12 protein-coding genes are annotated in these 13,627 nt (G+C 71.0%); 2 read left to right on the forward strand and 10 right to left on the reverse strand.

What is annotated here, in order from left to right; translation table 11 throughout:
• The first annotated feature begins 155 nt into the window (after positions 1-155).
• Both TsocGM_RS15745 and TsocGM_RS15755 read left to right on the forward strand, forming a co-directional pair.
• A complete protein-coding gene (locus TsocGM_RS15745; RefSeq protein WP_126726415.1) occupies positions 156-815 on the forward strand; it encodes an MBL fold metallo-hydrolase in 660 nt (219 codons plus the stop codon).
• Between the two features lie 358 nt (positions 816-1,173).
• Positions 1,174-1,848 (forward strand): HAD family hydrolase, encoded by a 675-nt coding sequence (locus TsocGM_RS15755; RefSeq protein WP_233578949.1) that lies wholly within the window; start codon positions 1,174-1,176, stop codon positions 1,846-1,848.
• Here the strand turns inward: TsocGM_RS15755 and TsocGM_RS15760 are convergent.
• From TsocGM_RS15760 to TsocGM_RS15805, 10 genes are all read right to left on the reverse strand, one after another.
• On the reverse strand, positions 1,845-2,339 hold the full coding sequence (locus tag TsocGM_RS15760) for a Fur family transcriptional regulator (protein WP_126726417.1): 495 nt from the start codon (positions 2,337-2,339) through the stop codon (positions 1,845-1,847). The two genes, TsocGM_RS15755 and TsocGM_RS15760, sit on opposite strands and share 4 nt — an antisense overlap.
• Before the next feature lie 202 nt (positions 2,340-2,541).
• Entirely contained in the window at positions 2,542-2,826 is a 285-nt protein-coding gene (locus TsocGM_RS15765) for a flagellar biosynthesis anti-sigma factor FlgM (protein WP_126726418.1), read from the reverse strand.
• A gap of 255 nt (positions 2,827-3,081) precedes the next feature.
• The gene (locus TsocGM_RS15770; RefSeq protein WP_126726419.1) at positions 3,082-4,362 is read right to left on the reverse strand and encodes an MlaD family protein; all 1,281 of its coding nucleotides are present in this window, start codon (positions 4,360-4,362) and stop codon (positions 3,082-3,084) included.
• A gap of 33 nt (positions 4,363-4,395) precedes the next feature.
• Positions 4,396-5,274 (reverse strand): ABC transporter permease, encoded by an 879-nt coding sequence (locus TsocGM_RS15775; RefSeq protein WP_126726420.1) that lies wholly within the window; start codon positions 5,272-5,274, stop codon positions 4,396-4,398.
• 51 nt (positions 5,275-5,325) lie between these two features.
• On the reverse strand, positions 5,326-5,718 hold the full coding sequence (locus TsocGM_RS15780; protein ID WP_126726421.1) for a HEAT repeat domain-containing protein: 393 nt from the start codon (positions 5,716-5,718) through the stop codon (positions 5,326-5,328).
• 103 nt (positions 5,719-5,821) lie between these two features.
• Positions 5,822-6,502 carry an endonuclease V gene (locus tag TsocGM_RS15785; RefSeq protein WP_126726422.1) on the reverse strand — a complete coding sequence of 227 codons (681 nt, stop codon included), beginning with the start codon at positions 6,500-6,502 and terminating at the stop codon, positions 5,822-5,824.
• Between the two features lie 12 nt (positions 6,503-6,514).
• On the reverse strand, positions 6,515-7,576 hold the full coding sequence (ltaE, locus tag TsocGM_RS15790; RefSeq protein ID WP_126726423.1) for a low-specificity L-threonine aldolase: 1,062 nt from the start codon (positions 7,574-7,576) through the stop codon (positions 6,515-6,517).
• A complete protein-coding gene (locus TsocGM_RS15795; RefSeq protein ID WP_126726424.1) occupies positions 7,573-10,632 on the reverse strand; it encodes a PVC-type heme-binding CxxCH protein in 3,060 nt (1,019 codons plus the stop codon). The genes ltaE and TsocGM_RS15795 overlap by 4 nt, the downstream gene beginning before the upstream one ends.
• A 212-nt stretch (positions 10,633-10,844) precedes the next feature.
• Positions 10,845-12,527, reverse strand: a complete 1,683-nt coding sequence (locus tag TsocGM_RS15800) for a Gfo/Idh/MocA family protein (RefSeq protein WP_126726425.1) — start codon at positions 12,525-12,527, stop codon at positions 10,845-10,847.
• Between the two features lie 95 nt (positions 12,528-12,622).
• On the reverse strand, positions 12,623-13,513 hold the full coding sequence (locus TsocGM_RS15805) for a DoxX family protein (protein ID WP_126726426.1): 891 nt from the start codon (positions 13,511-13,513) through the stop codon (positions 12,623-12,625).
• Between the last annotated feature and the right edge of the window lie 114 nt (positions 13,514-13,627).

The following is a 13,627-nucleotide window of genomic DNA, read 5'->3' on the forward strand; positions in this document are numbered from 1 at the left end:
CATCGGCGATGATCCTGGAGGGGGCGGCGAGCCGAGGCCCCCGGCAGACGGCTGGCCCGGCCTGCCGGTCGCGGCTACGATCGACGGGAGGAGGGCATCCGGAGGCCCGGCCCCGCTTCCGAGCGAGCGATCGATCGATCGAGAGTGTTCCAGCAATGCGATTCACCTGGTACGGCCACGCGGCCTTCCTCGTCGAGGCCGAGGGCAAGCGGATCATCCTCGACCCCTACACCTCGACCGCCGCCGGCACCTACGAGCCGATCGCCGAGCCGGCCGACGTGGTGGTTGCCAGCCACGAGAACCCGAAGTACCACAGCGGCCTCTCGGAACTCGTCCCTCCCTTCCGCGTCCTGCTCGCCACCGAGTTCCCCCCCGAAGGGGAGGAGGCCGCCGGCCTCCGCTTCCAGGCCATCCCCGTCTTCGAGACTCCCGAGAAGCTCCCCGGCGACGAGGTGACAATCGTCCACTTCCGGGCCGAGCAGCTGCACGTCGTCTTCCTCGGCGACCTCGGCCACGCGCTCAGCCCCGAGGAACTCGACCGCCTCGGCGGCGCCGATGTCCTGCTTCTCCCGGCCGGCGGCCCGCCCACGATCGACTTCCCGCTCATCCCCGGGCTGATCGAGGCCATCGACCCGGCCGTCATCATCCCGATGCACTTCCTCACCCCGAAGATCAACCTGAAGCTCCAGCCGGTGGACCGCCTCTTCGATGCCCTCCCCGACTGGCCCGTCGATCGCGTCGGCGGCCCGAGCGTCGAGCTCGACCGAGCCGCCCTCCGGCCGCGCCGGATCGTGCTGCTGGAGCACGCGCGATGATGACGGGGAGGGGATCGTTCGCCGAGCCGCCGAGCCGCAGAACCGCAGAGCCGCAGAGCCGCAGAGCCGCAGAGCCGCAGAACCGCCGAGCCGCCGAGCCGCCGAGCCGCAGAACCGCAGAACCGCAGAGCCGCAGAGAACAGAACGGGATCCAGGCTCTCAGCTTCCCGGCTTGTGAGTCCTCCTCCGTTCGCTTCTCCTCGCCTCTCTGCGTCTCCTGTCTCTCTGCGTCTCCTGTCTCTCTGCCTCTCTGCGTCTCTGCCTCTCTGCCTCTCTGCCTCTCTGCCTCTCCTGTCTCTCTGCGTCTCTTACCTCTCTGCGTGAGCTCCCCCTCCCCAAACCCTCGGAGCCTCCCCCATTGCTTGCGATCTTCGACCACGACGGCGTGCTTGTCGACTCTCTCGTCTTCCACCAGCTCGCCTGGCTGGAGCTGGGCCGCCGAACTGGCCTGCCGCTGACCGAGGAGTTCATCCTCGAGACGTTCGGCATGACCAACCCAGCGATCTTCCGCCGGTTGATGGGGGATGCGATCACCGAGGCCGACATCGTCCGCTTTGGCGACCTGAAGGAGGAGTGCTACCGCGACGTCGCGCGCGGCAAGGTCGTGCTGATGGACGGCGTCGCCGACCTGATCGAGGCCCTGCACGCCCGGGGGGTTGCCCTGGCGATCGGCACCAGCGGGCCGAGGGCGAACCTGCTGCTGACGATCGAGTCCTGCGGGCTCGACGGCCGCTTCGCCGCGATTGCGGCGCTGGAGGACATCTCCCGGAGCAAGCCGGATCCCGAGGTCTTCCTGCTCGCGGCCGAGAAGGCCGGGGTCGACCCGGCCGGAGCCGTCGTCTTCGAGGACGCCCCCATCGGCATCCAGGCCGCCAAGGCCGCCGGCATGCTCGCCGTCGGCGTCACCTCCACCCGGCCGGCGGAGGCCCTCCGCGAGGCCGGAGCCGACGAGGTGGTCGACACCCTCGCCGGGTATTGCGTCGACGCCCTGATCGACCGGCTCCGGCGCCGGAAGGAGGGAGCGGCTCGCTAGATCTGGTCGAGCTTCCGCCGCCGGCTGCGGGCCCTCAGGCACTCCGGGCACATCCCCGTGATGATGAACCGGTGGTTGTCGGCCCGGAAGCCGAACTGGTCACCGATCTCCTCCCGGATCCGGCGGATGGAGTCGTTGCGGAACTCGACGATCGTGCCGCATCCGGTACAATGCATGTGATCGTGCGAGGGATAGCCGTAATTGTGCTCGTAGGCCGTCCGGTTGGTCAGCCGGAGCTCCCGCAAGAGGCCGGCGTCGACCATCAGGCGAAGCGTGCGGTAGACCGTCGAGCGGCTCACCCGGCTGCCGGAATGGCGGAGGTCGGAAACCAGCTCGTCGGCGTCGAAGTGCTTGTGGGAGTTGAAGATGTGGTCGACCAGCTTCCGCCGCTGCTCGGTCAGCTTCTCACCCCGAATCTCGAGATACTCCCGGAACTTGTCCACGGGGCTCTCGGACACTTCGAGCGGGGCCAGTTCGGGAGGTGGAGTCACGATGCTCGATCCTGAGGGGCGACGACGACCACGGGCTCGGCAGAAGGGACGTCAACTCTCGGGGTCGTCGGGGACCATCGGCCATTATAGGACCCCCGGCGGGCGGGGGCCAGGCGCGATCCGGGCTCCTAGGCGATCGGGCCGCCCCGGAGTCGGGGCGGGATCCCGAGGCCCGGCCGGGCCTCGGGACGAGGCGGGAGGATCAGAAGCCCGAGAGTTCGGAGAGCAGGTTGTCGAGGGCCCGCTCCAGCTTCTCGGGGGTTTCGTACGTCCCCGAGGCGATCTGCTGGCGGATGGCCTCGACCTTCTCGTGGCGGATCTCCGGCAGCCGGTGGATGCCGTCGAGCACCAGACCGAGCTGGCTGATCTCGACCTGATCCCGGGGCGCGGCCGCCGGGGAGGCCGCGCTGGCCTCGACGCTGAAGGAGGCGAGTCGGGGATAAATCGGTTGCGGGCCCTGGGGACCGCCGGCGCCGTGGATTTCCATGATTGCGTCTCCGTTTGCACCTCCGAGGCCCGGCGGATCGTCCCGATCTCCTGGGTTCCCGATCCGGCCCGGCCTCGCCCCTCAACGACCCATGGTTCCGTCTCGGCCGCCGGCCCGTCACGCGAGGGCCGATGGCCGAAGGCCCCGATGGGGCTCCACACTCATCTCGTCGTTCTCTTAGATCGGCCGGAAGCTGGGAGGGATTTAACCGAAGTCGCGAAAATCCCGGGACCGGTACGGGCGTCGACGTCCCGATCACTCCCGGGGCAGCAGACCGCCCCCCCGGGAGCGCTCCGGCTGGGCCTGGATTCCCTGGACGAGCCCCCGCATCAGCGGCTCGATCTGCGCGTTGATCGCCGAGGCCCGCTGAAGCATCGCGTCGACGGCCGCCTGCTGCTGCGGGCTCTGCATCTGGCCGCGCATCGCCTGGAGCTGCTTGACGGCGTCGTTGTACTCGGCCGCGGCCTTGAGCACCACATTGGCCGTGTCGAAGTTCGCCAGCGCCAGCTCGGCGTCGCGGCCGGGCTTGTAGAGCGGGCTCAGCAGCAGGGGGTTGGCCCGGATCTTCTCGATCGTCATCCGGCCGGCGTCGGTCAGGTCCCGGACGTTGGCGATCGTCCGCTCGACGTTCGCCCGGTTGTTCACCAGAATCCCGGAGATGTTCCCGAGGGACAGATCCGCCTGGTAGAGCACCCGGTCGGCCCGCATCCGGGTCTGGTCGAGCTGCTCGACCAGCTCGCCGGCCTTCGGGCCGTATTGCTGGAGCAGCGTGTCGGTGCGGGCGGAGACCTGGCGAAGGCTGGCGATCGCCTCCTTGATCTCGTCCCGGTTCTCGGCCACCGTGCCTTCGAGGGTGGTGACCAGCTCCTCGGCGTGGACCAGCAGCCCCTGGACCCGCGCGGTCATCTCGTCCAGCTGGCCCGAGGCTCCCGCCACGGCCGGCCCGGCGACCTCGGTCGCCTGCTGCACGTCGTCGGCCGCCTGCTGCAGGGCGGCCAGGGTCTTCTGCAGCCGGGGGGAAACCTCGTCGATCGTCTTGCGGACCTGGCCGATGGTGTGGCTCAGGTGCCCGCGCTCGACCGGGCCGAGGCCGACCTGCTCCAGCAGGGGGTCGAACAGCGAGCTTTCCTTCCCCTCGATCGGCTGCCCCGGCACCCAGGCCACTCCCGATTCGCCCACCGAGGCGATGTTCACGCTGGATTGCCCGGTCAGGCCGGCGGCGATCACGATCACGGCGTCCTGCTTCAGCCGGCCCGCCAGGTCGCTGGCGATCGACAGCCGGACACGGGCTCGGAGGGCCCCCTCGTGCTCGACGATGTCGACCGCCGAAACCCGACCGGCCTCCAGGCCGGCGATCCGGACGGGGTGGCCGACCCGGATCCCCTGGGCGTCGCGGAAGTAGACGTCGATCGGCGAGCGGTCGGCCAGCAGGTAGCCTGGCCCGCCGCCGGCCACGACGACCAGGCCGATCAGGCCGGCCGCCGCGGCCACCAGCACCAGGCCGACGCGGGCGTCTCGGATCGTCGAGCGGCTCATGGGGGGCGCTGCCTCCGGGATCGGGGGACGGGGTCAGGTCGGCAGGACGGTCGGGCCGAACGGGGGGCCCGCCAGGTAGGCGAACAGGAACCAGGACAGGTTGACGGCCAGGATCAGCAGCATCGCCAGGCAGCACGCCCGCAGCGCCGCGACGTGGGCCGGGGAATCGTCCTGACGGGTCCCCTCGAAACAGGAGACGGCCGCCGCGATCCCCCCGAAGGCCAGGCCCTTGGCCAACAGGCCGAGCACGTCCCGCATCCAGAGCATCTCGGCGAACGAGTCCCACAGCGTGCCCATCGGGATGCCGAGGATCGCGTTGGCGATCCGAAAGCCGACGGCCGAGCCGACCGCCGCTCCCCAGGTCGCCAGCACCGGGCCGGCCAGCATGGCGGCGACGATCCGGGGCAGGATCGCCCGGGCGTCGGACGGGCCCGGCCGCTCGTCGGCCGCCAGGCCGAGCCGGATGTCCCGGTCGGGGATCCAGTCCGGATCGGCGTCGATCTCCGGCCTCGGCCTGGTCCGCAACTCGGTCGTCGCCCGGCAGGCCATCAGCCCCGCGAGGATGAAGCCCGACAGCAGGGGAGCCCCGTTCCTCACCAGGCCGACGCCCACCACCGGCCCGACGCCGGCCTCGAACGTCGCGCCAAAGTATGCTTGCATCGACAGGAACGAGCCCATCCCCACGTGCACCAGGCCCACCAGCGGCAGCCCGGCCACGAGCAGCCAGTCGAGCTGCACCAGCACGGCCGACTTCAGGGACAGCACCCCCGCCGGCCGATCCCGGAGCGCGCCGACCGCCCGGATTGGCGTCATCGCCAGGCCGCCGACGTAGGCCAGAACCGTGACGATCGGGGCGCTCCGGACTTGACGCGCCGGCGGGGGGACGATCGGGGCGGCGATGCGGTCGGGCATGGGCCGGCCCTCCCTGGCCGATGGGGGTGGTGCGGCGGAGATCCTCGTCCTTCAGCCCCGAGGCCGAGTCTGCGGCGGGACCTGAGGCCGAAGCCATTGTCCCGAAGGGGAGATCGTCTGCGCCTCCCACCAGGCCCGCCAGCGGCCGACGGCCGCCGCGCGGTCCTCCGCCGAGACGTAGGGCAGGTAGCCGAAGTCCTGGCCGGTCCGCCGCCGCAGCGACTCGTGCGCCGAGAGGCGGACGACGGCGTCGGGATCCTCCAGGTGCTCGATCAGCTCGGGGATCGCCTGGGCGTCGGGCACCTCGTCGTCCAGCCCGGCGGCCCGGGCGCGGACGAACGCGGCCGGGTCGTCCAGCGCCGCGAAGTCGCGCACGCCCGACTTGCACCCCGCCGCCAGGGCCGAGGCCAGCACGATCACCGATCGAGCACGCCCGAGTTCCATCCGAGCCTCGTCTCCTCCCGGGTCCCTCCGGGGAACCTGTCGGGGCGGAGGATACTCGAAGTGCCGGGATCGGGCAATGCCGGGAGAGCGGTCTCCCCCGCCGTCACTCCCCGGCTCCCCTCCTCAGCTCGTTCACGAAGGCGTGGGCCATCCGCACCGGGGTGCAGAGCCGGTAGTTCCCGGTCGTCTCCATCACGATCCGGACGGCCCCTTCGGCGTCGCAGCGGTGCCCTGGCGAGACGAACACCGGCGAGATCCGGTCCCGGGTGCGGAGGACCGTGCCGACCACCTCCCCCCGGTGGATCAGCGGGGAGCGGTCTCCCCGCCCGGGCCCCGGCTCGTCGTAGGAGCCGCAGAGCAGGGACTTGGCGCAGCCGACCGTCGGCAAATCCAGCCACAGCCCGACGTGGCTGGCGATCCCCAGCCTCCGGGGGTGGGCGATCCCCTGGCCGTCGCAGAGGAGCACGTCGGGGCGGTGCTTGAGGCGGCCGAACGCCTCCAGCACCGGAGGGGCCTCCCGGAAGGAGAGCAGGCCGGGGACATACGGGTAGCGGGCGCGTTCGACCAGGCCGACGCGCTCGACCAGCTCGGAGGTCTCGGCGTCGATGACGACCACTGCCGCGAACAGGCGGTCGTCCCCCCTGGTGTACGAGACGTCGGCCGCCGCGATCAGCCGGCAGGGGCCGAGCGGGGAGCCGGTGTCGACCCGATCGGCCAGCTCGCGCTGAAGTGAGCGAGCCTCGTCGGGGGAGAGGTCCCAGCGGTGCAGGGGGGGGATCGCCATGCGGGGCGCCCCTCAGCCAGCCCGGGCCGCAAGGCCCTCGGCCACGCGGAGGATGGCCTCGGCGGCCCGCTCGCACTGCTCCCGGGAGACGTCCAGGTGGGTGACGGCTCGGAGCGTTTGCGGCCCGAGGGCGCTGACAAGCACGCCGGACTCCCGGAGCCGGTCGGCCACCTGCCGGGCGGTGCCGGCCTCGGGATCGACGGTGATCCAGACGAGGTTCGTCTCGACCGGCCCGGATTCGAGCGACAGGCCGGGAGCCCGCTCGACCGCGTCGGCGATCACTTGCGCATGGGCATGGTCGTCCGCCAGTCGGTCGATGTGATGCTCGATCGCGAAGAGCGCCCCCGCGGCGATGACGCCCGCCTGCCGCATCCCGCCGCCGAGCGCCTTGCGCAGGCGGTGGGCCCGCCGGATCAGCTCCGCCGGGCCCGCGATCGCCGAGCCGACCGGCGCGCCGAGCCCCTTGCTGAAGCAGACCGAGACGGTGTCGAACCGAGACGCCCATTCGGCGGCCGGCACGCCCGAGGCGACGACGGCGTTCATCAGCCGGGCGCCGTCGAGGTGCAGCGCCAGGCCGTGCGCGCGGGCCCACTCGGAGATCGCGCACACGGACTCGAACGGGTGGACCCGGCCTCCGGCTCGGTTGTGGGTGTTCTCCAGGCAGACGAGCCGGGTGCGGACGTAGTGCTCGTTGTCGGGCTGGATCTTGTCTCGGAGGTGGTCCAGGCCGATCAGGCCGCCGTGCGGGTTGATCGTTCGTGCCTGAACGCCCCAGTGGCGGGCGATCCCGCCCGCCTCCCAGACGTAAACGTGCGCCCGGGAGTCGCAGATCAGCTCGTCTCCCGGGCCGGCGTGCAGGCCGATGGCGATCTGGTTGGCCATCGTTCCCGAGGGGACGAACAGCGCCGCCTCGGTGCCGAGCAGCTCCGCGACGCGGCGCTCCAGGCGGTTGACGGTCGGGTCCTCGCCGTAGACGTCGTCGCCGACCTCCGCCTCCGCCATGGCCCGGCGCATCGCGGGAGTGGGCCTCGTGACGGTGTCGGAGCGGAGGTCGATCCATTTATGATCGGTCATTCGTTCGATCCTTCGCGCGGGCGCGGGCCGATCAGTCCGGCGGGGGTGCCGGCGATGGGGCGGGCCTGGGGATCCTCGGGGGGGCGGTCGAGGCAGAGGAAGGCGATCAGGTCGGCCAGCTCGGCGGGAGTGACCTGCTCCTCCAGGTTCTCGGGCATCAGCGAGACGGGGCTGACGCGGGACTCCTCGATCTGGTCGCGGGGGATGACCTCACGCTCCCCCCCCTGGAGCCTCAGGACGATGCGGTCGTCGCTGTCCTCCTCGAGCAGGCCGGTGAGGATGCGGCCGTCGGCGGTGGCGACGATCGTCCCCTGGTACGAGGCGCCGATGACGAGGTTGGGGTCGAGGAGGTTTGAGAGCAGTTGTTCATACGAGCCGCGGCCGTTGCCTGTCAGGTCGGGGCCCACCTGCTGCCCCTCGCCGTAGATTTGGTGGCACTGGGCGCAGACGCGATCGAACACGGCGCGGCCGGCAACCGGGTTGCCCCGGGCGTCGTCCAGATAGTCCCGGAGGCGGTCGATGACCTGCTCTCGGGCCGGGTCTCTCCCCTCGCGCACGGTCCCCCAGGCGCTGCGGACCAGGGCGGCGAGCTCCTCGTCGGGGCTTTGCAGAAGGGTGCGGACCTGGGTGACGTTCAGCGCGTTGCCGGGGACCTCGCCTCGGGCGATCGCCGCGAGCAGGTCCTTGCTCCAGGAGGGGCGCTGGGTCAGCAGGGCGATCGCTCGGGGCTTGGTCTCCGGTTCGAGGCGGTCGTAGACCGTCAGCACGACCTCGGCCACTCGGGGGGAGTCCAGGCGTCCCAGGGCGGCGAGCACCTCGCCCCGGAAGGGAGCCGAGCCGGCATCGGGGTCGGCGAGCACGGCGGAGATGGCGGCGATCGCGTCGGGGCCGGCCGAGGCGATCAGGGCGTCGAGCGAGGCGCGGCGCTCGTCCTCGGCGGCCGAGGGGTCGACGAACCGCTCTCGGACGGCGGCCCGGGCCGCCGGGTCCCCCCAGAGGGCGGCCAGGCGGGCGAACGAGGGGCGGAGCGGATGATCGGCATCGGCCAGGACGCGGCCGGCGATCGGGCCGAGGGCGGAGCGGATCGCCTGGAGGCGATCGCCCCCCAGCCGGCCCTCCCGGACCTGGTCGGCGATCGAGGCCAGGGCGGCCCGGCGCGAGGAGTCGTCGACTTCGCCGTGCTCGATGACGATCCGGGCGAGGTCGGCGACGGCGGCGGCGGCGAGGCCCTCGACGGCGGAGACCCGATCGAGCACTCTCGGCAGGATCGCGGCCAGCTCGGGGGACCACCGCCGGTCGGCGGCGAGGAGCAGGTCGCCGAGCCGGGAGACGGCCTCGGGGCGGTCGAGCATCGGGTGCAGGTTCCGCCAGACGACTTTCGGGAGCACCGGATCGGGGCCGGAGGAGCCGAGCACGTCGAGCAGGGTGGCCATGCCGTCGAGCCCGGCGACCTTGCGCGAGGCGATGGCGACCTGGAGGCGGACGTCGGGGGAGGGGTCGCGAGCCAGTGCGATCACCCGGGTCCGGATCGAGTCGTCGACCGCTCCCATGTTCCCCGAGGCCCGGACCCCCCAGGCGCGGATGGTCGGGTCCTCGTCCGAGAGCAGGGCGAGGTGGAACTTGGGATCAAGCGGGCCGGAGGAGACAAGAACCCAGAGGGCGTGCATCCGGGCCTTGCGGCCGAAGCCGTCGGAAGCGACGATCGCCTCGAGCCTGGCCCGGAGCGGGTCGTGGCCGCCGGCCATCAGGCGCTCGGTCAGCACGCGTTGGGCAATCTCTCGATCGTAGACGTTCGGGCTGCGGAGCAGCGCAACGAGGGCGTCGTCGGACGCCTTCCCCAGGTCGAAGCCGCAGCGCCGGGGAGTCTCCCGGTAGCGGACGCGATAGAGGCGGCCCTTGAGGCGGTCGATGCCGGCGGGATCGCGGTTGGCGTCCTGGTAGCAGTGGTAGCGATCGTACCAGTCGAGGACGTAGAGGCAGCCGTCGGGGCCGGTCTTCTGGACGACGGGCATGAACCAGGCGTCGTTGGCGGAGAGGAAGTCGGGCTCGCCGTGGCCCCGGTACGAGGCGCCGTCCCGGGAGAGGGAATCCACGTTGATGCAATTGCCGTGGATGTTCCCCATGTAGAGGCGGTCGCGGTACTCGGGGGGGTAGGCGGCGCTGTCGAAGTAGGTGATGCCGCAGTACGCACGCTTCTGGTGGACGTGGTCGACGATGGACTCGATCTTCCAGGTGAAGGGCGGGTAGGGCCCTCCCTGGCGGTGGTAGGAGCCGGTTTCGACGAGGTGCCAGAGGTGGTCGATCACGCAGGCGGAGGCGAACAGGGAGCCCTCGGGATCGATGGCGATGCCCCAGGGGTTCGAGGTCCCCTCGCAGAACAGCTCGAAGCGGCGGGTGATCGGGTGGATGCGGAAGATCGCGCAGGTGAATTCGTAGACGCGGCCGTCTTGCTCGACTCGGCTGGGGTTGAAGACGCCGTTCCAGCCGTAGAGCCAGCCGTCGGGTCCCCAGGTGAGGGAGTTGGGCAGTTCGTGGGTGTCGGCGCGGCCGAAGCCGGTGACGACGACCTCGGGGGGGCCGTCGGGGGAGAGGTCGCCGTCAGCGTTGGGGTAGAAGAGGATGTCGGGGGAGTTGGCGACCCAGACGCCGCCGTGGCCGACGGCGACGCCGGAGGGGATGTTCAGTCCGTCGGCGAAGACCGTGAACTGGTCGGCGCGGCCGTCGCCGTCGGTGTCTTCGAGCACCTTCACGCGGTCTTGGCCGGGGCCTGGGGAGCGGCGGGGGTATTCGAGCGACTCGGTGACCCAGATGCGGCCCTTCTCGTCGAAGGTCATGGCGACGGGGTTGACCAGGTCCGGCTCGGCGGCGACGACCTCGACGGTGAAGCCGTCGGGGACGGTCATGGCGGCGACCGCCTCTTCGGGGGATCGGGCCGGGTTGGGCGGGCGGTCTTGGCCGTGGGGGATCGGCGCGTCCTGTTGGGCCGGAGACGGGCGGATCGCGACGAGGAGGATCGAGGCGATGGCGACGGCCAGCGGCAGCGTCTTCGACCGCATGGGAGTGTCTCCTGGCAGGGCGGGGACGGGCGCCGGGGAGAGGTCATCGCGGGGACGGGCCGGCGTCCGAGGCTGGTCGAGCGTACCGGCCGGCGAGGCGGGTCCGCAACCGAGCGGTCGCCGGGGAATGCGAACGGCCCGGCCGGGGCGGGAGCCGCCGGGCCGGGCCGTCGGGGGGAATCAGCGGGGGAGCCGACGCCGGATCACGCCGGTCAGGCCCGGCCGCGGGCCAGCCGGCCGGTGTACTCGGCCTCGGGGACGGCGGGCGAGTCGGGGTCGAACCACTCGGGCTTGAACTCGATGCGGGTCTTGTGCCGCATGGCGAGGTTGCTGGTCAGCGCGATGACCGCGTCGGCCAGGGCGACGGGGCCGGGGCAGCGGGGCTGGTGCTCGGTGTCGGCGTGGTAGTTGGAGGAGTCGCCGTTGCGGATGCAGTAGGCGAAGTGTTCGAGCTCCTCGCGGTATCCGCGGGAGGGGAGCTCGCCGTCGCCGGCGGCCAGGGCGCCGATCGACTGGGCCTGCGAGGGGCCGGCCAGGCTCGGGCTGGTGGCCATGGCGTTGGAGCCCTTCTCGACGGTGATCGAGGTCGACCGGCCGGCCCAGTTGGCCTGCGGGCGGTTGCGGTCGAACTCCTTGTAGAGGTAGATGTCGTACTCCTTCGACACCATGAGGGTGCCGTAGGTCCCCATCACCACTTCGCCGTAGTCCTCGAAGGCGTTGGTGGTGATGGAGGAGTAGGAGACGATCACGCGGTCTTTGTCGACGGGCACGCCGTTGCTGTCGAGCTGGGCGCCGATGGTGGGGAACTCGAAGTTGACGAAGACGTGGTCGTCGACCTCGCGACCATCGTCGTAGTAGTAGCTGCCGCCGAAGCCGGTGACGGCCAGCGGGTGCTGCTTGCCGAGGAAGATGGAGCAGGCGTCGAGCTGGTGGCTGCCCAGCTCGGCCATCAGGCCGGCGCCGGTCTTGTCGTAGAGCCGCCAGCGGACGAGTTCGTCGTGGTTGCGGTACTTGTAGACCTTGCCGTCGGAGGCCTTGTAGGCGATGGCGTCGAGGTCGACCCGGTCGTCGCCGTCCTGGAAGGGGGGCTTCCAGGAGTCGAAGTAGAGGGGGTTGCCGTGCTCGTCGCGCTTGATGATGGGGTTGCCGTGCTCGTCGCGCTTGATGTGGCCGTCGCTGTCCTTCTCGAACTGGAGCTGGCCGTTGTTGCGGTGCCAGCTGGCGCGGATGTGGCGGATGTCGCCGAGCATGCCGCTGCGGACGATGGCGTTGGCGTTGTCGTAGATGGCCGAGTAGTGCCGCTGGTGGCCGATGGCCAGCAGGCGGTTGTTCTCTCGGGCGGCCTTGATCATCGCCTTGCACTCGGCGATGTTGTGGCCCATCAGCTTCTCGCAGAAGACGTGCTTGCCGGCCTTCATCGCGTCGATGGCCACCGGGGCGTGCAGCCACAGCGGCAGGGCGATGACGACCATCTCGACCTCGGGGTCATCCAGGACCTCCTTGATCGAGCCGTAGTTCTTCAGGGCGGCGATGTCGTCCTTGGTGTACTGGCCCAGGTCTTGTCGGGCGAAGTAGTCGCGGGCGCGTTGCTGGTTGTAGGGGCGGGCGTCGCAGTAGCCGATGTAGTTGACGTAGTCACGGTTGGACTGCCGGATCATGGCGTCGCAACCCTCGTTGCCGGTGCCGATGATCGCGGCCTTCACGGCGGGCTTGTCCCCCAGCGGCTTGTAGCCGAAATAGAGGGCGCCCAGGGCCGGGCCGGCGGCGGCGGCGGCCACCAGGAAGTCGCGACGGGTCGGGTACCCCGCCCTCGGGCCGGTCTCCAGCCCGCCGATCGCGGCGAAGGCATTGGCCCGACCGATGGCGCGCTGCTCGTCGGTGAGATGGTTGGTCATGATCTGGCAGCTCCTGTCGGTTCGGTTCGACGCGGCGTGGAGGCGGGCCCACGTCGGGACGGATCGGGGTCGGATGGGCTTCGGTTCAGGATGGCTCAGGCGCTTGTCCGGGCCTCGGCCAGCTCGGCCCGGTTGGCCGCTCGGCGGCCGATCCAGCCGAAGAACAGCCGATCGACGCCGAACCAGAGGCCGTTCGGCGTGGTGGCCAGGACGAGCAGGGCGAGCATCTCGATGAGGTTCTTGTTCACGAACAAGTACGTTCCCTCGGCCTTGGGGTTCGGCGGCAGGCCGGGGAAGGGGGGATTGCTGATGTAGAACAGGAACAGGAAGCCGGCTCCGCCGAGCGCGGCCAGCGGGGTCAGGAAGCCGGCCATCAGCGCCAGGCCGCAGAGGGTCAGGCCGTACATGGTGATCGCGTCGATGCGGTCGAGCGGCGAGGGGGGCGGCCCGAGCGCGCCGGCCGTTTCGATCTGGTCGGGCTCGGCCAGGGCGGCCCAGCGGGCGCGGAGCTCGGCGGTCCACTGCTCGATCGGGGCGACCAGCTTCCTGCGGGCGGCCTCCACCTCGATGCGGGCCTCTTGCAGGCGTTCGCGCTCGAAGGCCAGGGCGGGGGGAGTGCGCTCCCCCTCGCGGAGGGCGGTCAGCGACTCCTTGTAATCCGTGATCTCGGCGGCGGTCTCCGGGTCCGCGAACCAGGCCTCGGCCTGGGCCTTGACCTCGTCGAGCACGGTTTGGGCGTCGGCCTGCTGCCGCTCGGTGAACTGGAAGTGGGCGGCGACCCGGCGCAGCTCGTCGTCCCAGGTTTGCTCGAGGAAGGCCGGGTCGAGGGTGTCGAGGCTGTCCACGTCGGGCACGAGGTTGCGGAAGGTCTGGGCGAACGGCCCGGTGGCGTTGCGGAGGTACCCCTCGGAGGAGAACGGGTCGGAGGTCCCCTGGCTCTCGATCTTGGTCCTCCCCTCGTAGTACAGGTGCCGGCTCTGTCGCAAAGAGAGCCGAAATGGGGGTGGGCCCGGTTGACAGTTTCGATGGAAGGGGAGGCACCTTCGTGGTGGACTGGGTCACAGCGACAATCGCCAGCACCCCGAAGGGCCCCCCCGATG

This window comes from Tautonia sociabilis (genome assembly GCF_003977685.1).
Taxonomy (GTDB): domain Bacteria; phylum Planctomycetota; class Planctomycetia; order Isosphaerales; family Isosphaeraceae; genus Tautonia; species Tautonia sociabilis.

Bases quoted from the DNA above. Each gene is read 5' to 3' on its own strand.
- TsocGM_RS15800 (WP_126726425.1), bottom strand. From the start codon at position 12,527: ATGACCAACCATCTCACCGACGAGCAGCGCGCCATCGGTCGGGCCAAT.
- TsocGM_RS15775 (WP_126726420.1), bottom strand. From the start codon at position 5,274: ATGCCCGACCGCATCGCCGCCCCGATCGTCCCCCCGCCGGCGCGTCAA.
- TsocGM_RS15770 (WP_126726419.1), bottom strand. From the start codon at position 4,362: ATGAGCCGCTCGACGATCCGAGACGCCCGCGTCGGCCTGGTGCTGGTG.
- TsocGM_RS15765 (WP_126726418.1), bottom strand. From the start codon at position 2,826: ATGGAAATCCACGGCGCCGGCGGTCCCCAGGGCCCGCAACCGATTTAT.
- ltaE (WP_126726423.1), bottom strand. From the start codon at position 7,576: ATGACCGATCATAAATGGATCGACCTCCGCTCCGACACCGTCACGAGG.
- TsocGM_RS15745 (WP_126726415.1), top strand. From the start codon at position 156: ATGCGATTCACCTGGTACGGCCACGCGGCCTTCCTCGTCGAGGCCGAG.
- TsocGM_RS15785 (WP_126726422.1), bottom strand. From the start codon at position 6,502: ATGGCGATCCCCCCCCTGCACCGCTGGGACCTCTCCCCCGACGAGGCT.
- TsocGM_RS15780 (WP_126726421.1), bottom strand. From the start codon at position 5,718: ATGGAACTCGGGCGTGCTCGATCGGTGATCGTGCTGGCCTCGGCCCTG.
- TsocGM_RS15795 (WP_126726424.1), bottom strand. From the start codon at position 10,632: ATGCGGTCGAAGACGCTGCCGCTGGCCGTCGCCATCGCCTCGATCCTC.